Source organism: Pseudoalteromonas sp. SG44-17, assembly GCF_014164235.1.
Lineage (GTDB): Bacteria > Pseudomonadota > Gammaproteobacteria > Enterobacterales > Alteromonadaceae > Pseudoalteromonas > Pseudoalteromonas rhizosphaerae.
On the sequence record NZ_JACJEV010000007.1, the window covers coordinates 26,408 to 46,615 of the forward strand.

At 40.9% G+C, this 20,208-nt stretch carries 22 protein-coding genes; 6 read left to right on the forward strand and 16 right to left on the reverse strand.

Features of this window, described 5'->3' with window-relative positions; translation table 11 throughout:
- Nucleotides 1–12 precede the first annotated feature (12 nt).
- Nucleotides 13–2,481: a bifunctional diguanylate cyclase/phosphodiesterase gene (locus H5182_RS07200; RefSeq protein WP_182759798.1), complete on the forward strand. Its 2,469-nt coding sequence runs from the start codon at nt 13–15 to the stop codon at nt 2,479–2,481.
- Here the strand turns inward: H5182_RS07200 and H5182_RS07205 are convergent.
- Both H5182_RS07205 and H5182_RS07210 read right to left on the reverse strand, forming a co-directional pair.
- Entirely contained in the window at nt 2,432–3,211 is a 780-nt protein-coding gene (locus H5182_RS07205) for a CLCA_X family protein (RefSeq protein WP_182759799.1), read from the reverse strand. The genes H5182_RS07200 and H5182_RS07205 overlap by 50 nt on opposite strands.
- Nucleotides 3,208–3,813 (reverse strand): tRNA-uridine aminocarboxypropyltransferase, encoded by a 606-nt coding sequence (locus H5182_RS07210; protein WP_182759800.1) that lies wholly within the window; start codon nt 3,811–3,813, stop codon nt 3,208–3,210. The genes H5182_RS07205 and H5182_RS07210 overlap by 4 nt, the downstream gene beginning before the upstream one ends.
- A 150-nt stretch (nt 3,814–3,963) precedes the next feature.
- Here H5182_RS07210 and H5182_RS07215 point away from each other — a divergent pair, with 150 nt between their 5' ends.
- Both H5182_RS07215 and H5182_RS07220 read left to right on the forward strand, forming a co-directional pair.
- Nucleotides 3,964–4,308 (forward strand): Hpt domain-containing protein, encoded by a 345-nt coding sequence (locus H5182_RS07215; protein WP_145233710.1) that lies wholly within the window; start codon nt 3,964–3,966, stop codon nt 4,306–4,308.
- Nucleotides 4,309–4,414: 106 nt separating this feature from the next.
- Complete coding sequence (locus H5182_RS07220) at nt 4,415–5,632, forward strand: pyridoxal phosphate-dependent aminotransferase (RefSeq protein ID WP_145233714.1); 1,218 nt, start codon at nt 4,415–4,417, stop codon at nt 5,630–5,632.
- A 71-nt stretch (nt 5,633–5,703) separates the two neighbouring features.
- Here H5182_RS07220 and H5182_RS07225 read toward each other — a convergent pair whose 3' ends face one another.
- The 4 genes from H5182_RS07225 to H5182_RS07240 are packed head-to-tail and all read right to left on the reverse strand — an operon-like array spanning nt 5,704 to nt 8,637.
- On the reverse strand, nt 5,704–6,171 hold the full coding sequence (locus tag H5182_RS07225; RefSeq protein ID WP_149981188.1) for a glycine zipper 2TM domain-containing protein: 468 nt from the start codon (nt 6,169–6,171) through the stop codon (nt 5,704–5,706).
- A 20-nt stretch (nt 6,172–6,191) separates the two neighbouring features.
- Nucleotides 6,192–6,827 carry a penicillin-binding protein activator LpoB gene (lpoB, locus tag H5182_RS07230; protein WP_145233716.1) on the reverse strand — a complete coding sequence of 212 codons (636 nt, stop codon included), beginning with the start codon at nt 6,825–6,827 and terminating at the stop codon, nt 6,192–6,194.
- 11 nt (nt 6,828–6,838) lie between these two features.
- Nucleotides 6,839–7,264 carry a YcfL family protein gene (locus H5182_RS07235; protein ID WP_145233718.1) on the reverse strand — a complete coding sequence of 142 codons (426 nt, stop codon included), beginning with the start codon at nt 7,262–7,264 and terminating at the stop codon, nt 6,839–6,841.
- 8 nt (nt 7,265–7,272) lie between these two features.
- Entirely contained in the window at nt 7,273–8,637 is a 1,365-nt protein-coding gene (locus tag H5182_RS07240) for a tetratricopeptide repeat protein (protein WP_182734809.1), read from the reverse strand.
- 340 nt (nt 8,638–8,977) lie between these two features.
- Here H5182_RS07240 and H5182_RS07245 point away from each other — a divergent pair, with 340 nt between their 5' ends.
- Nucleotides 8,978–9,859, forward strand: a complete 882-nt coding sequence (locus H5182_RS07245) for a DMT family transporter (protein WP_182757703.1) — start codon at nt 8,978–8,980, stop codon at nt 9,857–9,859.
- On the opposite strand, the gene H5182_RS07250 is transcribed toward H5182_RS07245, so the two are convergent.
- From H5182_RS07250 to H5182_RS07280, 7 genes are all read right to left on the reverse strand, one after another.
- The gene (locus H5182_RS07250; protein WP_182757704.1) at nt 9,840–10,541 is read right to left on the reverse strand and encodes a M15 family metallopeptidase; all 702 of its coding nucleotides are present in this window, start codon (nt 10,539–10,541) and stop codon (nt 9,840–9,842) included. The two genes, H5182_RS07245 and H5182_RS07250, sit on opposite strands and share 20 nt — an antisense overlap.
- Nucleotides 10,538–11,668 carry a succinyl-diaminopimelate desuccinylase gene (gene dapE / locus H5182_RS07255; RefSeq protein ID WP_182759801.1) on the reverse strand — a complete coding sequence of 377 codons (1,131 nt, stop codon included), beginning with the start codon at nt 11,666–11,668 and terminating at the stop codon, nt 10,538–10,540. Before dapE ends, H5182_RS07250 begins: the two co-directional genes overlap by 4 nt.
- The gene (locus tag H5182_RS07260; RefSeq protein ID WP_182717896.1) at nt 11,665–12,012 is read right to left on the reverse strand and encodes an ArsC family reductase; all 348 of its coding nucleotides are present in this window, start codon (nt 12,010–12,012) and stop codon (nt 11,665–11,667) included. The genes dapE and H5182_RS07260 overlap by 4 nt, the downstream gene beginning before the upstream one ends.
- A 5-nt stretch (nt 12,013–12,017) precedes the next feature.
- Entirely contained in the window at nt 12,018–12,512 is a 495-nt protein-coding gene (locus tag H5182_RS07265; RefSeq protein WP_145233732.1) for a PTS glucose transporter subunit IIA, read from the reverse strand.
- Complete coding sequence (locus H5182_RS07270) at nt 12,512–12,910, reverse strand: ACT domain-containing protein (RefSeq protein ID WP_145233734.1); 399 nt, start codon at nt 12,908–12,910, stop codon at nt 12,512–12,514. The genes H5182_RS07265 and H5182_RS07270 overlap by 1 nt, the downstream gene beginning before the upstream one ends.
- A gap of 215 nt (nt 12,911–13,125) precedes the next feature.
- Entirely contained in the window at nt 13,126–15,276 is a 2,151-nt protein-coding gene (gene pta / locus H5182_RS07275; RefSeq protein ID WP_182759802.1) for a phosphate acetyltransferase, read from the reverse strand.
- Between the two features lie 2 nt (nt 15,277–15,278).
- The gene (locus tag H5182_RS07280; protein WP_182759803.1) at nt 15,279–16,490 is read right to left on the reverse strand and encodes an acetate kinase; all 1,212 of its coding nucleotides are present in this window, start codon (nt 16,488–16,490) and stop codon (nt 15,279–15,281) included.
- Nucleotides 16,491–16,808: 318 nt separating this feature from the next.
- Between H5182_RS07280 and yfbV the strand changes: the two genes are divergently transcribed.
- On the forward strand, nt 16,809–17,255 hold the full coding sequence (gene yfbV, locus H5182_RS07285; protein ID WP_145234096.1) for a terminus macrodomain insulation protein YfbV: 447 nt from the start codon (nt 16,809–16,811) through the stop codon (nt 17,253–17,255).
- Here yfbV and rlmA read toward each other — a convergent pair.
- The 3 genes from rlmA to xthA are packed head-to-tail and all read right to left on the reverse strand — an operon-like array spanning nt 17,236 to nt 19,528.
- The gene (gene rlmA / locus H5182_RS07290) at nt 17,236–18,048 is read right to left on the reverse strand and encodes a 23S rRNA (guanine(745)-N(1))-methyltransferase (RefSeq protein WP_182759804.1); all 813 of its coding nucleotides are present in this window, start codon (nt 18,046–18,048) and stop codon (nt 17,236–17,238) included. The two genes, yfbV and rlmA, sit on opposite strands and share 20 nt — an antisense overlap.
- Nucleotides 18,045–18,692: an energy-coupling factor ABC transporter permease gene (locus H5182_RS07295; protein WP_182730992.1), complete on the reverse strand. Its 648-nt coding sequence runs from the start codon at nt 18,690–18,692 to the stop codon at nt 18,045–18,047. The genes rlmA and H5182_RS07295 overlap by 4 nt, the downstream gene beginning before the upstream one ends.
- Nucleotides 18,693–18,721: 29 nt before the next feature.
- A complete protein-coding gene (xthA, locus tag H5182_RS07300; RefSeq protein ID WP_182759805.1) occupies nt 18,722–19,528 on the reverse strand; it encodes an exodeoxyribonuclease III in 807 nt (268 codons plus the stop codon).
- 248 nt (nt 19,529–19,776) lie between these two features.
- Between xthA and H5182_RS07305 the strand changes: the two genes are divergently transcribed.
- Complete coding sequence (locus tag H5182_RS07305; RefSeq protein WP_145233745.1) at nt 19,777–20,208, forward strand: exonuclease III; 432 nt, start codon at nt 19,777–19,779, stop codon at nt 20,206–20,208.

Consider the following 20,208-nt stretch of genomic DNA (forward strand, 5'->3'; position numbering starts at 1 on the left):
ATTTTGTTAATATTGTTTAGCATCACTGCTACAACGCCTTTGCTGGCTGATGAAGTGATTTCCAGTGGCTGGATAGTGCCAGCAAATACGCCTTTTCAAACTACCAAACCTTTACTAGAACAAGTTGTCGCTACAGACTCAAAAACAGATTTATCACATGTTCGTATCAAGGCAGAGCAAGGCTATTGGTTTATTATTGATTTGGATAAACAGTCGCAATCAAAGATTGAGGTAATTTATGCAGATAACTCCCATTTAGCACAGCTTGATTTTTATACTCTTGATGAGAATTTCAACCCGTTAGCTGAAGTAAATAATGATGCATACCGTTACGTTAATAAGGTACTGCCACATGCAATTTTGCCTACAGAAGAAGATACTCGCTGGGCTGTAGTCTATGTTCGTCACAGTGAAGATGAATGGCTCAGTGTTGGGCTTTCTACAGGTACGCATTTTGCTAAGTTGACCAACACTAAACTGCGAAATTTCTTTTTAATTACCGGGCTATTACTGCTGTGTCTTGCCGTTGTTGGCACTGTATATGGTTTATCTCATCAAGCAAAATCGCTTTATTTACTTGCTTACCTAGTGTGTGTATTAAGTGAGTTTTTAATAGCAAAAGGGGTGTTGAATTACTTTAATATTGAATTTGCGTCTTTATGGTACACAAAGTTACAGTTTTCATTTCAAGTTGTAGCCTTAGGGGTGATCAACTTTTACTTTATTCATTATTTACAGTCGCAAAATCTTTTAAACGCTCGACAAGATAAGTTAACATTTTATATAAGCTTATTTTGTGTTGCAGCACTATTTAGCTGCTTTATGAAGCAATCAGTGCAGTTTGCTGTAGTGACCGTGTGTTTGGGTTCTATGTTGGTGGTGCTGAGTTATTTATTTTTTTATTGGCTTAGTAATACCAAAAAAGCGATGCAATTTAAGTTTGTACTGATCTGGTTTGCAGTGGTTTTACAAACTTTATGTTGGCAAGCAACGCTGGTGGCAGGTGCACAGATACAGCAATTTAACGATGTGTTACTGGTGGTAAATGTGATTGCTGCTGTGATGGCGTTACTTATTCATGAGCGTAAGTGTGTTAAGCAATATAGTTACAGTCTTACTCATGACGACGATACAAAACTACCCAATAAACAGTTACTAATTAAGCGCCTTGATAGCGAGGTGAAATTAGCAATCGAACATTCTTTATTGTTATTTAGGCCTGCTGTACTGATTAATGCTCGAGCAAATTTTGGCTATGAACATGTAAATGAGCAGATAAAATTAACCATGGGCAAATTAGCGCAGCAATTAGCCTCAATGAATGTATTGTGTGTTGAAGCTAACCATCAGCATAGTCGTTGTATTGCCAGGTTAGATGACAGTACTTATGGGGTCGTGATAATCGGCAAGCTAGAGTTAAGCCAAATAGAACAGTTTGTATGTGTGATTAATAGTGTCTTTGCTGAGGGTCTCACTCATAAACGTATTCACTTAATTGATAAAGTTGAAATCGGTGTAGCAAATTATCCTCTACATGCCAGTACATCATTACAACTAGTCCAGCGAGGGCTGCAAGCACTGGCGGTTAAACCCCTTCATGGTGAACGCTGGCATATGTTTAATATAGAGAATGTGACGTTATCGCAACGGCGCATTGCGATTGCATCAGCTTTAAAAGAAGCCATTGAATGCGATCAGCTTAGTTTGTTTTTTCAACCGCAGATATATCTAAACACCGGTAAAGTGCACGGCGCGGAAGCTTTATTACGTTGGGAGCATCCACAATTGGGTAATGTTCCCCCTGATTTATTTATCCCTATTGCTGAATCATCAGGGATAATTTCAGATTTAACCGAATGGGTTATTACGCAAGCACTGCAATATCAAAAGAAAATGATTGGATTATTGCCTGAGCATATTGTATCTATCAATATTTCGGCTAAAGATTTGCTGCGTAAAGATTTACCAGTGTTATTTATAACGTTGTTGAATGAGCATCAACTCAACCCGGCTAATGTAATGTTAGAACTAACGGAATCGGCAACACTCTTTGAGGGGGTTGATATAAAAAATGCCCTGAATGATTACCGTTTAATTGGCGTTAAAATAGCAATTGATGACTTTGGCACGGGGTATTCATCACTCGCGTATTTGAGCAAAATGGGCTTTGATGAAATAAAAATAGATAAGCAATTTGTAATGAATATTGAATACTCTAAAAATGATCAAACAATTTGTCGTGCTACCTGTGATATTGCCAAATCACTGGGTTCATACGTAGTGGCCGAAGGGATAGAAGATAGCCAAAGTATGGCTAAATTACAAAGCTATGGCTGTGAAGTTGGTCAGGGATACTTTTTTTCACGACCATTACCGTTTGACGATTACATGCAGTGGCTTGAAGAAAATCTTGAAACCACCACTGTATTTGTTAATGATCTTGAAAAAGTCGTTGACCTAATTGGGAAAAATAATTATTAAGTGCGTGATTACAAATTTTCAAGCTATCGTGTTTAGGATAAATAAGTGCTGAGTTATTGAGCCCAGAGACTAAAAAGTGATTAACGATCTGCTCATTACAAGCAATACATGCTTCAAAACTACGCGCAGCTAGCTCTTCAGGCATACTCATATAAAACTGCTGCTGTTGTTTATCAAATTCTATACAGTCTAAAACATATTGATTAGCGTGTTGACCGGTTGGTTCTAGAAATACTCCTTGGTAAAACTTATTTAATGCTAAGTTTAGTGGGTGACTTTGCTCAATCGTGTGCTCCAGCCAAAGTTTAGAGGCAAAATGCTGTGGCGAATGCTGGGGAAATATGTGCTTAGTTATGTGATGATCAAACGCATGAAACCATTCATGCGCCAGCGCGCCACCACCTGCATTTTTTGCCAGCGCAAGAGTTCGAGTACGGCTATTATAATGTGCTTGGACGTGTTGTTGACCGCCATGGCCAAAAGCAAAATTGAGTTTCCCCCTCAGGCCAATGGTCTTTGGCGGCACTTGCAGTATTTGCGCTAAATCGGCTAGTGCGTCGTAAATTAAATTAGCACTAATAAAGCGCTCTTCTTTGGTGACCCATTTACCCACCACCATAGTACGAAAACCAAATGTATCGCGGATATCACTAAAGTCAACTTGGTCATCAAATCGATAATCCGGTCCCTGGCGGTAAAACCCGCGCTTTAAGCGATTATTGGCACTCATTTGGCTTGATAACGTGCTTTAACATGCTCAGGCATAAACTGGGTTTGTTTGCTGTTGAGTGCTTCCAGTGCGTGATACAGAGGTTCAGGGTTAATATGCTCAATCAAGGCTAAACTATGTGCAACCGCTTCTAATGTGGAGAGGCTATCTGCACGGGGAGCTTTGCGAATACGATATCGGTTTTGTGGGATCGTCGTAAAGCTGACCTTTTTAAAAGCCGCAAGGGCTGGGGTAAGTTGCATGATCTTAAATGCTTTTTTCCAGGTGCCATCGATTACAATTAGATGACTTAACCGGCTTTTAAATTGTTGTGCTGCGGTACTTTCATCATCCAGTAGGATGGCATTATCATCTGGGTAGAGTAAGGCTGTTGTGGCAACGGGTAGTGTGCTTAGTTGTGCAAAATCAGCCTGCGTTTCTCCTACCATGATGTCGTATTGCGTTAGGCACAGTGTGAGTAAACGGGCGGTGTTTTTAGTGATTTTTACTTCGCTAGGATGCTGCAAAATTATAACTTTGAGTTTATTTTCCAGTACCGACAAATCTTCACAAAGGCACGTTTGTAGACTAAGTTTACAATTAACACACAATGAACGGGACATAAAATAATCTTGTTTAATAGCAATAAGTTGAAAAACCCGCTAATTATACGCTTAATGAGACAATTAGTTGGTTTTTTTTCTATAGAACGATAAAGTATAAAAATAGTATAAGTTACTGGTTTAGTGTTGCTAAATACAAAAGGATGAATAATGAATACAATAGTCATTGATGAAAGCGCATTGGAAAGTATGGAATCGTTATTAGGCGAGCAATTTAGCGATACGCTGACTTTTTGTTGTGCTGAATTTGAACGATTAGGCTCTGAAGTATTGGCTACAATACATAGTGATATCCAAGTCGCAAGTCGCCATGCTCATAGTTTAAAATCAAATGCCGCGCAGTTTGGTGCCAGCAGTCTATCTCAGGTGGCCAGAGAAATTGAACAAAGCTTAAATAATAATGATGTTTCTCAGGCGCTTGCGGCAGCTCAGCAGCTTGACAACCAAGTTGCCGGTTCAGCAGCTAAGTTAACTGATTGGTTACAAAGCCGTTAGTTAGCTATACCCAGACGTGAATTTATTTCAGTTTTGAAGTATTAAATCCACTGGTATTTAGCCCCTTTACTAGGTTAATCTAGCTGTTCCACTAGTAGAGGTAAAAATGTCAGAAATTAAAAAGAGTCATAAATTACAAGGCGTTTGTTATGACATTCGTGGGCCGGTGTTAGTTCAGGCTCGCAAAATGGAAGATGAAGGCCAAAAAGTTTTAAAATTGAATATTGGTAATCCTGCGGCATTTGGGTTTGATATGCCTGAAGATATGCACCGCGATATTATTCGTAACTTGTATTCAGCCCAAGGCTACTGTGACTCCAAAGGCCTCTACTCAGCCCGTGTGGCTATTTATCAGCACTACCAACAACGTGGTTTATATAACCTAGACGTCGATAATATTTATATTGGTAATGGGGTCAGTGAATTAATTCAAATGACGACCCAAGCCTTGCTGAATAATGATGATGAGGTGTTGATCCCAGCACCTGATTATCCATTGTGGACCGCTTCAGTCAAACTTGCGGGTGGTAATCCAGTCCATTACCTATGTGATGAAGAGCAAGATTGGTTCCCTGATATTGCTGATATTCGAAGTAAAATCACGTCAAAAACTAAAGCATTAGTGCTGATCAACCCTAATAATCCGACGGGTGCAGTATACGACGACGCACTTTTACAGCAGTTAATTGATATTGCACGTGAACATAAATTACTGTTATTGAGTGATGAAATCTACGAGAAGATTTTATACGATGGGATCACGCACAGCTCCATTGGTGCACTGTGTGATGATGTGCCGATAATTACTTTTAATGGCTTAGCAAAAACCTATCGCGCAGCGGGTTTGCGTATGGGGTGGATGGTATTAAGTGGCCGTACTGCATTGATGGATGATTTACGTAAAGGTTTAGATATCTTAGCCTCTATGCGTTTATGTGCCAATGTGCCGGCACAATATGCGATCCAGCAAGCATTAGGTGGCGTACAGTCGATTGATGATTTAATAAATCCCGGTGGGCGTTTATACGAACAACGTGATATTGCATGGCGTGGTTTAAATGCGATAGAAGGTATTTCGTGTGCAAAACCAAAAGGAGCATTGTACGCATTTGCCAAAGTAGATACTGAGCGTTTTAATATCAAAAATGATGAAAAAATGATTTTAGATTTACTCAAAGCAGAAAAGATCTTACTGGTTCACGGAAGAGCATTTAACTGGCCAAATCCAGATCATTTCAGATTGGTATTTTTACCTAACAAAGATGATTTAACGACTGCTATGAGTAAGATGCAACGCTTTTTCAGCGATTACAGACAAAGCTAACGTAGTAATAAAGTTATAAATACTAAAAAGCGAGCATTAATACTGCTCGCTTTTTAGTTTAATGTAATAGCTTAATAGGCTTTATCAACGCGGACAGTATTATCTGATAAATATACTAAGCGCACGCTGTCGCCAGTTCTAAATATCATTTGATTGTCTTTGTCTTGTACCACCATAAATTGTTCACCGTTTTCAACTTTGATCATTAACTCGACTAAGTGGTATTGATTATAATGGCTGCTTTGTTGCCTGTTGTTCGCCACACTGCCACCGATGACTGAGCCTAGAATAGTCGCTGCGGTGCGACCACTGCCGCCGCCAAATTGGTTACCAATAACGCCACCAAGTAATGCACCGCCAAAGGTTTTCCAGCCACTATTTTTGTCTTGAACAAGTTCTTGCTCGGTAATATTACGTACAGATTGAACACTGCCAAATAGTACTTGCTGGACAGGAACGGCTTTATTGCGTTCGTATGCGGCAAAGCTTGGATTACTGATGAGCAGGGCTGTACACAGCCCAAGTATGAGTTTATTCATCATTTACCTCCTCAGCTGAATTACCAGCCAAAGGTTGATTTTTCGCGGGTTTTACGAATTTCTGTTTCGTCCGCCCATTCTACTAAGCCACTTTTTAAATCCATTAAGCGCATTGTGAATTTATAGTATACGTCGGCTTTATCAGCATTCGATTTTACGATGCTCGACAGGTTGCCATAAAGCATATACTGCGCGCCAACTTGTTGGCCAAATGCAATCGCTTTAGTTGGGTCTACTAGGGCATCATCATTTTGAAAGTTCAATTGTTCTCGAGCGGCTTCTACGCGACCCATATCAACAAAACGAAATTTACCACTGCGCAATAATTGTGTTGAAATTGAATCGGTAATTGATTCAGTATCAATGTGTTCACTGGTTTTGTTTTTTATACGTTCAACAAATACGATTGGTCGAGTATTAGCTGTTAATGTGCCGACCACAGGTGATGCCAACAGTGAATCCGTCATTTGGCTGGCGACTTTTTGTAAGTCAGTTGAACCGAAGTTAATATCAGTTGTTTCTACAGCTTGTGCGTCTCCGTAGCTGACTACGGCTTTATTGGCACAGCCACTGAGGGCAAGCGCACTCAAACCTAACAACGCAAAACCCGAGAGTGTTTTAAGCGTTGGTTTTTTAGTTGTGTTTACTGTATTCATAATGGTGTCCTTTAATCTTTAAATTCTTGTGCTTGTGTCGATACTTCGCGTACCGCTAATGAAAATGTAACCGCATCAGATGTAGGTGCAAGGCCAGGCAGTTGCACGTTAGCAAAACCGAATAAAGTCAATGATTGCCAAGGAGAATGATTGCCTTTGATCACAAAACCATCGCCGTCATACCAGGTAAATTGATACTGTAAATATTGTGATTTTTTATACTGACTCGAAAGTGTGACAACAACATCAGTTAATTGATTCGTTTGGCGAGTCTTTACATCACTAATGGCCAGCTTTTTACCTAGTGCAGGATTATCGACTTTTAGCTGTTGTTGGTATTGCGCTGAAGCTTGTTCAACACTTATACCTGATGTAGTCGGTCTACTGGTACAGGCAGCAAGTAGACAGACCGTTAATAATGGCACTAAATATTTCATGATAGCTCCTAAAGTTGCACTACATGGGAATTAAAATAGTTGTTAATAGAGGTTAGATAAATCAAGGTTAACCCTTGCTTACTAACCGTAAAGTTTATGTCTTTCTGATTGGCAAGTTTTAAAACATGGTCTCCTGCTGTTAACTGGGTGCGCGCAACACTTATTTGATTAGGTAAAGTTAACCAACTGCGGGTATCTGCTTGCTCAGAGGCTAGGTTGTATAGATTAGCGAGTATATTACCCACATCGCCGCCACTTCTAGCCAGCTCTGCCCGTACTTTTTCTTTAGCGACTAACCGCAGTATTTGCCTCGATACTCTTGCCGGTGTTTGCTCTTCAAGTGTTTTAGCCGCTAACGCTTCTATTCTTACCAATGGACTCAAAGGTAAAATCTGTGTTCCGATACTAATATCACTAACCGCTGGTATATAAGCTCTATCTTTATAAACGGGCATCGCTAAGCTATAAAAACGGGCATCACCACCGGATGTATAAATAGGCAGACGCAACACAAATTCATCTTTTTCTGGCACTAAACCTTGTTCGATCAAGACCACAACGTCACCGCTGTTGGCGACTTGTTTTGGTAATTCAGCAAAGCGTTTTTTATACTCGGAAAAATCTTGATCAAACCCTTGCTGTTTTGCTAATTGCAGCACAACCTGCTGCAAATAGGTATTTTCAGGATTGATCTCTAGTGCCTTTTTATAATCAATATAGGCATCATCGTATTGCTTATTACTTTGATAGAGCAAACCTGACAGATAAAATGTAAACGCATTTTGATAGCCATTTTTTACGTTTTTGATCACCTCATCCATACTTGGGTAATGTTTTTGTGCTGCTTTTACGCTAGCATCTATGTCGTCTTGATTAGCCGTTAACGCATCTGTTTGTACTTTATTTGCACGGCGAACTTCGACTAATGCGCCTTCAATATTATGTTGATATATATAATTAAGTGCTTGGTAACTGTGCAGCATACTCATTTCATAAGCCGCTGGCGTATAGCTAATGACTGAATCATTGGTAAAAAGGGCGTTACTTTGTTCAAGCCCTGAGCTTACTTGTATTTTTGCTGCTTGGCGTTTTATTTCCATTTGCTGATATACCGCTTCGTACTGTGGTTTTGCAGCCTCATTTTGATTATTTAAATTGCTTAAACGGGCCTGCTCTAATTGATTGAGCAAGTAGTTACTATGTGACTGCCCATTAGTCGGCAAAAGCTGTTGGGCTTGGTCGATATTATTGGTCTTAATAGCTTGGCGTACAGGCGTCATTTGGGTAGCGTAATCTGAAAACAGATCACTAAACCCAATGGTGCTGCATCCACTTAGCATGACACAAAAGCCAAAAATAACACTGCGTTGCACATGGCACTCCTTTTATAAGCGTTAATACAGATTAGCATAATCTAATCCAGAGAAGATGTTAAACAATGTAAAAAAGCGTAGCAATCACCGTGTTTATAAGAAATAGTTACGCGATCATTGGTCACTGAGTTGTTGCACGATACATTCGAATGATCAAAACAATAGGTAAGCTTTGCGCTATTATGGCAATCCTGTATAAATAGATACTTCAGGCAAACAGGTAGCTGATTTTCTTATTATGTTGATTAATTAATGGATCGAGTGGTTGCCGACTACTAAACGATAGAATAACTCACCTCATAGGGTTTAATGCTTAGCAAGATTAAAACTAAGGATCACTTTGAAAGCAACACTGTTTACGGTACTCGCCCTAGTGGCATTTGCAGCTAATTCTCTTTTATGTCGTATGGCATTAGCACAAAATTACATTGATCCATGGAATTTTACAGCTTTGCGGCTATTCAGTGGCGCATTGTGTTTAGGATTTATTTTCCTTATACAAGCAACACCAACAGAGTCTGTAGCTAGGGAAGATAACAATCTTAATAATGCAGAGCATGAACGTGGTAGTTGGCGCAGCAGTGTTAGCTTACTGGTTTATGCGTTATGTTTTTCAATTGCCTATGTAGAATTGGACACTGGAACTGGCGCGTTGATTTTATTTTCTGCTGTTCAATTGACTATGATTGGCTGGGGGATTTTCAACAAGGAGCGACTCACGACTGTACAGTGGTGTGCATTTATTATCGCTGTCATTGGTTTTGTGTATTTAATGCTGCCATCGGCAACGATGCCGTCAATGAGCCCAGCATTATTAATGACGATTAGCGGTATTGCGTGGGGGATATACAGTATTCGCGGAAAAGTGTGTCTATCCCCACTGAAAACCACAACGTTTAATTTTGTGCGTAGTTTATTTGCATTACCGATATTGTTGATCGTGGGTTTTGGTTATTTAACGGGGATCAGTTGGCAGGGGATCGCGCTTGCATGTGCATCTGGTGCTCTTGCGTCGGGTATTGGCTATAGTGTTTGGTATGTTGCCGTACCCTTATTAAAAAGCAGTCAAGCCGCAGTGGTTCAGCTGTGTGTGCCAGTGATAGCTGCACTGGCAGGGATGTTATTTTTAGCGGAAGAACTAAGCATTCAGTTTGTTATTGCCAGCGCCGTTATTCTTGGCGCTGTGCTGGTTTTTTTACTGGCTAAACAACCGCAGAGCTGACATTCAGCACGTAACGCTGATACAGTTGCGGCAAATTCGCCAAAATAGCAGCTTTGCCGGCAAGCTGACTGTTATTTATAGTATCAGCTAATACGGTTAAACTCTGATGTTGTAGTAAAATGTCAGATTGCACTATGTGGCTAATATGCCAAGGTTCAGGCGCAACGCCGCCTAAATCATGTTGATAAGGGCGATAAAAGCCATACTTTTCTAAATGACTATCAAGCCACTTGGTCAGCGCTGCAAAAGGGCCATTGTCTTGGTATTCGTGCGGCTCTAACTGCAGCTGATAGTCATCAGAAACACTGGCTTGGTCAAAAATATCAAGATCAGTACCAAAGTGATGGCGACTGCTTCCCGGTAGGGCTGAATAAAGCATAATGGCATGGCATTTTTCAATGTCTGTCATGGAGGCTAAATCAACGGGCTGTTGCTGCTTATTGAGCACCGGTCGATGACCATTAAATTTAGCATTCCAAATCAATGCTTGACGTTCAAAGTTACGAAAGCTTGATGCAATAGTCAGTGCAAAGCCTGCATCGCGAGCTGCATTTTGCAACTGCATAAAGTCATCAATAATGTCTTTATGCAGTTTATGATCTTGATAATCAACAAGCAGTAGCTCGTCTTTACCACAGGCACACTCAGCCAACTGCTGCGATGTGAGCTTAGCAGGGATCATGTTAAAAGTTGCTCTAGAATTTGCTCGTAAATATCAGCAAGTGCAATGAGATCATCACAATTAACGCACTCATTCACTTTATGAATGGTGTCGTTACGTGGGCCAAGTTCAATAACCTTAGCGCCGGTTTGTGCTATAAAACGTCCATCTGAAGTACCGCCAGTGGTTTCAAGTGCGGTATCTAAGCCAGTTATTGATTTGATAGCTGCAACCGTGGCATCAATAAGCGGGCCGCCTTCGGTGATAAATGGCTGACCGTTAACAATCCAACTCAGCTCGTATGCAAAATCATATTCAGCCAGAATGTCGTTAACTCGTTGCTGGAGTTGCTGATGAGTTACTTCGGTACTAAAGCGAAAATTAAATTGCACTTCAAGCTCGCCTGGGATCACATTGCCAGCTCCCGTACCGCCATTAATATTTGAAATCTGAAAACTAGTAGCAGGGAAAAATTCATTGCCGTTGTCCCATACCGTTTGACTCAACTGGGCAAGCATTGGCGCTGCAATATGAATAGGGTTTAGAGCAAGTTGCGGATAAGCCACATGACCTTGTATGCCTTTAACAGTTAAAAAGCCAGTCAGTGAGCCTCTGCGGCCATTTTTAACGACATCACCCAGTACATCACGCGATGAAGGCTCGCCAACCAAACACATATCTATTTTTTCACCTCGGGCTTCCAGCGTATCGATTACTCGCGTGGTGCCGTTGATAAAAGGGCCTTCTTCATCAGAGGTAATTAAAAAAGAAATTGAGCCTTTATGATCGGGGTGTTTAGTTACAAATCGCTCGGTTGCTACCACCATGGCAGCTAAAGAGCCTTTCATATCAGCCGCACCACGGCCATGCAACATGCCATCGGCTAGAAAGCCAGAGAAAGGCGGGTGCTGCCAGTTCTTTTCTGGTCCTGTTGGTACTACATCAGTGTGACCTGCAAAGCAAAAGTGCGGTGAGCTGTCGCCTTTTCGCGCCCATGTATTTTGGGTGTCAGTAAAAAACAGTGATTCAATATTAAAACCAAGCTGTGCCAATCGCTCATTCATTATAGTTTGGCAATCTGCATCTTCAGGGGTGACTGAGCGACGCTGTATTAAGGCTTGCGCAAGTTCGATGACGGGATGATTCATGATGCAAAAATCTCATCGTATTGCGCTGGTTTAAAACCTAAATGATAGCTGTTGTTGCGAATAAGCACTGGGCGCTTGATCATTGCCGGTTGTGCTACCAAAATTGCCAAGGCAGTGTCTTTATCAAGGTTCTGTTTTTGCTCATCTGATAATTGGCGATAGGTTGTGCCACGTTTATTGACCAGATCTTGCCAGTCGATGTGCGTTGCAAACTCAGTGATCATATCAAGGCTTATGCCGTCTTTACGGTAATCATGAAAATTAAAGTCAATGTTGTTATCGGTTAAATATTTTTTGGCTTTTTTTATAGTGTCGCAGTTACTAATGCCGTAAAGAGTCGTCATATTAATTACTTCTTAGTTAGTGTTAAAAGAGTATCTACCCCAGCTGTAACCTGAGATAAAGAATAATGTATTGGTTTAAGTTGATGCCCGTTAAGTAAAATAAGGCTGGCAAGTAAGGGGCTATTGAGATCTCTAAGATCAAAATAAGCGAGCCGTTGCCCTTTGGTTATTTTACTGCCGTTGAGTTGGGCTATATGAGTGTGTTTAATGTGTTGCTGTTGGTCTAAATATAAATTTAGAAGCACTTTTAAGCCATTGTTGGCTTGTAAAATAAATTCAGTACCGGCATTTTTTACTTGCATTAATGTACCATCAAAGGGCGCTAATATTTTATGATTGCTCAGGGCAACCATAATCCCTGGGCCAAGTGTGCCGTAGCTAAAGAAGGGTTCTGGGTGCTCACTTAATGGGGCAACTTTACCACTAAAAGGGCTACAAATTGCAATACTGTTAGCCGCTAACTGACGTTGTGGTAAATAACTAATATCCGTGTATTTCATTATGTTAATTTGGGCTCATTGAGAAACTGATAGCCATCTTTTTTTAACGCGCTGATGGCATCTTTAATACGCTGTTGTTTTACTAAAACGTAATCGGTGTCGTAGGTTGAAATAGCAAAAATAGAGATATTTGCTCTGGCTAAAACTCCAGAAATATTTGCCATTATTCCGGTTAATGAAAAACCAAGTGGACCGATCACTTCTAACGCGCGCCAATCGTGCTCAGCATCAAGGCTTTCAATGGCGAACTGGCTAGGGCAAACAATAGATAACTCATCGTTGGTTTTGGCGATAATAAACATTGATTGTTTGAATAAAGCAGCGGGGATCTCGCTATCAACATCAAGGCTATGAATGGTAAAGGCCGTACTATGCAGTTGTAACGTTTGCTTAGACATTGCTACCCCTTTTTTAATTGTGAGACTTCCCATCTGTGTATACTGATCAATAGTATAGATTATCTTACTTAAATAAAAGAGCAATGTTGTCCACAATTTCTGTGGATAAGGTTGGGAATAGGGAGGTATAACAACGCTAAGTTATTTATAATTATTATTAGCTAAAGAAATGCTCAGGGTAAAGTGATCACCACGCAATCACTTTACCCATGGTATTAAATATTTTCGGCTTGTGCCGCTTGAATGGCAGTAAGCGCAATGGTATAGACAATATCATCAACCAAAGCACCGCGGCTTAAGTCATTGACGGGTTTGCGCATACCTTGCAACATTGGGCCGATACTTATCAAATCAGCACTTCGTTGCACCGCTTTATAAGTGGTATTCCCGGTATTTAAGTCTGGAAATATAAACACCGTCGCTTTACCAGCCACTGGACTATTTGGTGCTTTTTTAAGTGCGACATTTTCCATAATCGCTGCATCATATTGTAATGGACCATCGATGATCAGATCAGGGCGCTTTTGTTGCGCTAACTTTGTTGCTAGACGGACTTTTTCTACATCAGCCCCAGTGCCTGATGTGCCGGTGCTGTAGCTTATCATCGCTACTCGTGGCTCAATGCCAAATGCGGCGGCTGAGTCTGCGGATTGAATGGCAATATCGGCTAATTGCTCAGCGGTTGGATCAGGATTAATAGCACAATCTCCGTATACCAGTACTTGATCAGGCAGCAACATAAAAAACACCGACGAGACTAATGATGACCCTGGTGCGGTTTTTATTAATTGCAGCGGCGGACGAATGGTGTTGGCAGTTGTATTTACTGCACCCGAAACCAGACCATCAACTTGACCACGCTCTAACATCATAGTGCCAAGCACAACGTTGTCTTGGAGCTGTTCAAGGGCAACCACTTCAGTCAGGCCTTTGCTTTTACGAATTTCAACCATAGGCGCAACATAGTCGTTGATCACATCATGAGGTTCGATAATGGTTACATTTTCGTTTAGCTCAACACCTTGTTGTATAGCGATACGTTCAATTTCTTCTCGATCGCCCAATAGAATGGTCTTCGCAATACCACGTTGACCGCAAATAGCGGCGGCTTTTATTGTGCGAGGCTCATTGCCTTCAGGCAACACAATAGTTTTTGCCGCTTGGCGGGCTTTATCCGTGAGTAAATAACGAAATGCTGGAGGCGACATTTTACGAGTTTTGCCGACACTTTTAGCAAGCGTATCTAACCAGTCAGAATCAATATGGCTGGCATTATGATGCTTTACTTTATCAATTCGTTGTACGTCATCGCACGGTACTTCCATATTAAAGTTATGCAGTAGCAATGAAGTACGCCAGGTGTCAGCATCTGTACTGAGGATTGGCAGGCCGGTGGCCATCGCTTGTTCGCACAAGGTCATGATCCGTGGCTCAGGTTTAAAACCACCAGTTAATAAGATAGCTCCTAATTTAGTGCCATTCATGGCTGATAAACAGGCCGCAACTAACACATCTGAACGATCGCCTGGGGTCACCAGCAGTGCGCCTGGGGTAAAATGATTTAAGATATTTGACACTGTTCTGGCACAAAATGTTACGCGGCGTAGACGACGATGAGCCATATCACCTTCGTTGATCACGTCAGCTTTTAAATACGCACATAAATCTTTAACGCGCGGCGCAACCAGCTCAAAATCCCATGGGATCGAGCCAAGTAACATAAACGGATGTTTTCTAAAAATAGGTAAAGATGCTAAGCGATTGAGCTCATTGTCAAGCTCGTCGGGTTTATGTGCTTCCACGAGATCGGCGCGTGCTCTGCCTTCATCATCCAGTGGTGCATTTACTTTATTAAAAATACAGCCTAATACGCGGGCATGGTCAACACTGCCATAATACCCGGCTGCAATTTCTAGGCGGTCTTCAATTTGATCGTTACTGTCATTACCAGGAGTGAGCACAAACACAATGTCAGCGCCGAGAGTTTGTGCTATTTCGCGGTTTACTCTACCTGCATAAGGTTGGCGGCGAGTAGGGACCATACCTTCGATAATTGCGACTACATCGTTGCCTATGGCATTTTCAAAGCGCTCAACAATTTCTTCAAGTAAATCATCACCTTTACCATCCCCGATCATTTGCTCTGCATAATTTAGTGCAAAAGGAGTAGGTGGTGTAATAGGTGAGCCTTGGGTGACAATTTGTGTTGATTTTTCAGGGCCCGTTTCACCTGAGCGAGGCTGGGCTATGGGCTTGAAAAAATTAACTTTGACCGCTTTTTGTTCTAACGCACGCACTAACCCGACTGAGACCGATGTTAAACCAACCCCAGTAGAGATAGGTACTAGCATAATTCGACGTGCCATAATTATAACTCCAGTGCAATTGAGGCGGCATCAAGAGCAATGACCCACTCTTCATTTGTTGGCATTACTACTGCTTTTGTTTTTGCATTATTACTGCTGATAACCCCTGGTGTGCCAAATCGGGCTGCAAGGTTAGCTGTACTATCGCAATCAAGGCCAAGATAGCTCAGTTGTGTTATTACTTTATCACGAATAATATCGGAGTTTTCACCAATACCACCGGTAAAAATTAACGCATCAAGGCGTTGCAATGGCACCATAAATGCGGCTATTTGTTTTGCTAAACGATAACAAAACATCTCCAGTGCTAAAATGGCTTTTTCATTTCCTGCAACAGCAGCTTCTTCTATTGTACGACAGTCATTAGAAAGTTCACTGATACCCAGTAAGCCGCTTTGTTGGTTTAATAAGTCATCAATTTGTTGTGCATCGTAGTTAAGTTGGGTGGTTAAAAAGTTAAATAAACCCGGATCAATATCTCCGCTGCGGGTGCCCATCATTAAGCCTTCTAGTGGAGTTAAGCCCATGCTGGTATCAACACTTTTGCCATTTTTAATTGCACACACAGAGCAGCCATTACCTAAGTGAGCGCTGATAAAATTACTTTGCTCAATAGGCTGGTTTAAAAGGGCTGCTGTTTGACCTGCAACATAATAATGACTGGTACCATGAAAGCCGTAACGTCTAACACCATAATCAGTATAAAGTTTATAAGGAAGGGCATATAAATAGGCAACATTGCCCATGGTTTGATGAAACGCGGTATCAAACACAGCAATTTGCGGTAGTCCCTTGAATGATGCTTGCGCTGCAGCAATGCCTAATAAATTAGCGTGCCCATGTAATGGCGCAAGAGTAGCGGCTTGGGTGATTCCTTTAATTACATCGTCGTCAATCAGTACCGATTTAGTAAAGTGCTCGCCGCCGTGAACCACGCGATGACCTACTGCAATAAGGTTTTCAGCTAAATGGTATTCGTTGATAAGGCTAACTAAGGTATCGATTGCTGCACTGTGAGCTTGATTAGGCGCAAGTTCTATCAGTTGTTTTTTGCCAAGGTATTTGTATTTCACAGATGGCGACGATGAGCCTAGGCGTTCAGCAAGACCTGAAATGATTTCTTCAGATGTGGTGGCATCTAAAATAGCGAATTTTAAACTCGAACTTCCACAGTTCAGTACAAGAACATGATGAGGTGATGATTGCGAAGACATAACAGGATCCCATTTTTTGACAATTGCGCATTAAGCTTAGTTGTTATATAACCAAGTACTCGAGCATAGTGATTAAAGTAAAAGAGTCATTGGTCGATAAATTGCTATGGATATCTGTAATGACTATACTAAAGTCTAGTTGACTTAACGTGCGCTTATTTTAACTCATTAATTGTTTTAAGGTAAGTTTAAACCATGATCAAAAACACGTTTTGGACGAAAAAGGTGGAAGGGATTTTACACAGGAATGTTACCGTGAATATGATACACTCATTGCGGTAACATTAATAAATATACCAGCGACACCTAGGAGTCATGATGCAAAAAAGTGTGATGTCACAAGTCCAAACTGGTCGTGAATATGCAAAAAAATGGCCTATGCGTAAAGAATTAGCGCCTCTGTTCACGGAGTTTAGAGTGATCAAAGCCACCGAGCTGGCAATTACAGTAATGCCGATTTTGGCAATGCTCACTTTATTTATGCAAATTAATTATTTAGGCAGCAGTTTTTTACCTCAAGCAGTCGCTATCGCGTTGTTTTTTTTATCTCTACCGCTACAGGGATTGCTGTGGTTAGGTAAGCGTGCAGATACTGTACTTGAGCCTGCGATGGAGCATTGGTATAAAGAGCTTCATACGAAAATGGTAGCCAATGGCTACCAAGGGCATGTCCCTAAAGATAAACCACGTTATGCAGAGTTGGCCCATTTACTCAATGATATGTTTGATAAAATGGACCGCGCGTTTACCCGAGAGAATCTGTAACACGTTTAAATTGACTAACATAAAATGACAGGGTGACGACTTGCTCACCTTGTTGTTCTAGTTGTTGCCAATGTTCAGGACGAAACTTCCAAGCAAAGGGAGTCATAGTGATCAAGTTCTTCACATCTTTAAATGGCAAGCTTATCTGTTGTTCTAATAATGTTTGCTCTATAAGCTCAAACCCTACAGGCGCAGCAATCGGTGTATGCGCATTGACGTCTCGGTAAATATAGTGCTTGAGTTCTTTTAAATGCCAAGGGCCAGGGCTTGCAACTACCAATGTAGCGTCTGGTTTTGCTAATCGAGCCAATTCAGCATCAAATAATGGGGCAAAAATACTCACTAATACATCTGCTGAGCCATCATTAAATGGAGCTTGGCTGATTGATGCAACGCTAAAATTACAATTACTGTATCGCTTTGCAGCATATTTAACCGCTGATTTTGATATATCGACGCCATAAACGTGTGCAGTACATGCATTGGCAATCGCATGAGTATAAAAACCTTCCCCGCACCCTAAATCAATTACCTGTTGTGGTGCTTGCTGAGCAACTCGCTGTGCAACGGCATGCTGTAAAAACTGGTAGTGCCCAGTGGTTAAAAAAGCACGCCTTGCTTGTACCATGTCAAGATTATCGCCAGGTTGCTTAGAGTTCTTTTGTTGCACAGGTAATAAATTCACATAGCCTTCTTTTGCAGTGTCAAAGCTATGGTTGTTAATACACTTTAGTACTTTGGCATGTAACTCAAGCGATTGTTGGCAGAGCGGGCATTGGTAATCGAGACTCATGGATCTAGGTAATCCTTATCATAAAATGTTTTTACCCAATGTGGGCGATAGGTGATCAATAGGGTAATAGCCATGCCGTTTAACATCGCTTCAGGAAAGCAAATAATGACACATAAATAGAGATAGTTTTCACTTAACTCAAACCAATTGTAATTGCCGGTTAAATAATAAAATAAGCTAATGGTGATAATCTTAAAGCAGGCGATGAAAGCGGCGCAAATAAAAGTACATACAAAAATGTAAATGAAAAAATGCCGTGGTAATAGGTTATAACACAGTATAAATACCCCATAACTGACTAAAATGGGTAAGTAAGCGGTTAACAATAAGTGGATAGGTAATTGCGCAATGCTTATTTGATTAAAAGCCGTTAACAGCAGGCTGGCTAGGGTGGCGCTCAATAATGCAAAGCGCCAGCCTAAAATAAGCGTTATGGCAGTTACACCTAAAATATGCAGTTCAAGACCGGGTAATATGCCGGCTTTAATTCGCCACAATAAGGCAAATGCTAACGCACAGACAAATAGGCCTGTTTGACGGGCTGGCGTGGTTATTAAATGTTGGTAGTGTGACTTATTGACACTCGACCAAAAAATACAGCCGATAACAAGCCAGGCAATTGCCTGAAGTTCAATGCTTATTATCGGGATTGTCGTTAGCTTATCCATTAGCGTTAACTAAAGGTTGACCATATTGGCGCATGATCTGATGGCTTTTCAATACCACGTAATTCATAGTCAATTCCCGCTTCAATACAACGAGCAGTCAAAGCTGGAGTCGCTAGGACAACGTCAATGCGTAGACCACGATTATCATCAAAGCCTCGAGAGCGATAATCAAACCAAGAGTACTGTTCGCTTGTTTCTGGATGAAGTTCACGGAAGGTGTCTGTAAAGCCCCAATCTAGCAAGGTTGCAAGCCATTGACGTTCTTCAGGCTGGAATGAACATTTGCCAGTTTTTAACCAACGCTTGCGATTAACCTCACCAATACCAATATCAAGATCAGTAGGAGAAATATTGATGTCGCCCATGACAATGACATCCTCGTCGTTACTGTGGTGGCTTTGTAAGTGAGTCATTAGATCACGGTAGAACTGTCGCTTATACGGAAATTTTGTTTCATGAGTAATGTTATCGCCTTGTGGAAAATAGCCATTCATTACGGTTAGATCACGGCCATTTTCTTGGCTAACAGTGACGCTGATCATGCGCTTTTGTGATTCATCAGTATCGGTTGCGAATCCTTTAACCACAGACTTAGGTTCAGTTTTGCATAACATAGCTACGCCATAATGTGCTTTTTGACCATGAAAATAAACGTGGTAACCCATATTTTGAACATCTTCGAGTGGGAAAGCTTCATCATGTACTTTTATTTCTTGTAAGCCGATAATATCAGGTTGATGTTTATCTATGATTGCTTGTAATTGGTGCAGACGAGCTCTCAGCCCGTTAATGTTAAATGAAATTACTTTCATGGCTTGACCTTTAATTAGAGTTATCTTTTTGCAGATTATGGCAAATTCTACCATCAATTAGCGTATGGTACATGCGCTAATTTATAATAATAAGCCGCTCAATTGTTGAACAAAATATGAATTTTGATTAAACATTGTTAACGCTTTTTTAAATAAAAAATTAAATAGATAATTCGGTTGATTTGTAAACTTCGGTCTATATAATGCGCAAAAATTGCTCACAATATAACTCCACTTAAAGGTAAATCATGAAACTACAATTATTAGCATTATTCGTCGCAGCGACTGCTTTCTCTGAGACTGCCAGTGCAGCACATTATTATAATGCTGATCATAAAATTGAATCTAAATTATGCTCAATCAGTGCTAACGAAGGATTTACTGCAGCCCGCAAAGTTGCAGCCCAGCACGGGGTGTATTTATCACGTTATTCAAAAAGTATTTTGTGTAATGGTGATGATATTCGTGATATTGCAAAAAAAGTGGATGATAAAGTTCGCCAAGAAAAAGTAATTGAAGTGTTTGCTAAAAACTCACAGGCAGAAACACAGCTATGTATTACTGCCTTGAAGCAAGGTTTGGCTCCAGTGAAAGAAAAAATAGCAAACTTAAACTCATTGATTTGTAATGGTGAAGTGGTTACTGAGTTTGTGAAACGATATCAAGGTGCGACAATTTGA

Excerpts from the sequence above, each read along its gene's own strand:
- H5182_RS07205 (WP_182759799.1), bottom strand. The coding sequence starts at position 3,211 with ATGAGTGCCAATAATCGCTTAAAGCGCGGGTTTTACCGCCAGGGACCG.
- H5182_RS07210 (WP_182759800.1), bottom strand. The coding sequence starts at position 3,813 with ATGTCCCGTTCATTGTGTGTTAATTGTAAACTTAGTCTACAAACGTGC.
- H5182_RS07215 (WP_145233710.1), top strand. The coding sequence starts at position 3,964 with ATGAATACAATAGTCATTGATGAAAGCGCATTGGAAAGTATGGAATCG.
- H5182_RS07220 (WP_145233714.1), top strand. The coding sequence starts at position 4,415 with ATGTCAGAAATTAAAAAGAGTCATAAATTACAAGGCGTTTGTTATGAC.
- H5182_RS07225 (WP_149981188.1), bottom strand. The coding sequence starts at position 6,171 with ATGAATAAACTCATACTTGGGCTGTGTACAGCCCTGCTCATCAGTAAT.
- lpoB (WP_145233716.1), bottom strand. The coding sequence starts at position 6,827 with ATGAATACAGTAAACACAACTAAAAAACCAACGCTTAAAACACTCTCG.
- H5182_RS07235 (WP_145233718.1), bottom strand. The coding sequence starts at position 7,264 with ATGAAATATTTAGTGCCATTATTAACGGTCTGTCTACTTGCTGCCTGT.
- H5182_RS07250 (WP_182757704.1), bottom strand. The coding sequence starts at position 10,541 with ATGATCCCTGCTAAGCTCACATCGCAGCAGTTGGCTGAGTGTGCCTGT.
- dapE (WP_182759801.1), bottom strand. The coding sequence starts at position 11,668 with ATGAATCATCCCGTCATCGAACTTGCGCAAGCCTTAATACAGCGTCGC.
- H5182_RS07260 (WP_182717896.1), bottom strand. The coding sequence starts at position 12,012 with ATGACGACTCTTTACGGCATTAGTAACTGCGACACTATAAAAAAAGCC.
- H5182_RS07265 (WP_145233732.1), bottom strand. The coding sequence starts at position 12,512 with ATGAAATACACGGATATTAGTTATTTACCACAACGTCAGTTAGCGGCT.
- H5182_RS07270 (WP_145233734.1), bottom strand. The coding sequence starts at position 12,910 with ATGTCTAAGCAAACGTTACAACTGCATAGTACGGCCTTTACCATTCAT.
- pta (WP_182759802.1), bottom strand. The coding sequence starts at position 15,276 with ATGGCACGTCGAATTATGCTAGTACCTATCTCTACTGGGGTTGGTTTA.
- H5182_RS07280 (WP_182759803.1), bottom strand. The coding sequence starts at position 16,490 with ATGTCTTCGCAATCATCACCTCATCATGTTCTTGTACTGAACTGTGGA.
- yfbV (WP_145234096.1), top strand. The coding sequence starts at position 16,809 with ATGCAAAAAAGTGTGATGTCACAAGTCCAAACTGGTCGTGAATATGCA.
- rlmA (WP_182759804.1), bottom strand. The coding sequence starts at position 18,048 with ATGAGTCTCGATTACCAATGCCCGCTCTGCCAACAATCGCTTGAGTTA.
- xthA (WP_182759805.1), bottom strand. The coding sequence starts at position 19,528 with ATGAAAGTAATTTCATTTAACATTAACGGGCTGAGAGCTCGTCTGCAC.
- H5182_RS07305 (WP_145233745.1), top strand. The coding sequence starts at position 19,777 with ATGAAACTACAATTATTAGCATTATTCGTCGCAGCGACTGCTTTCTCT.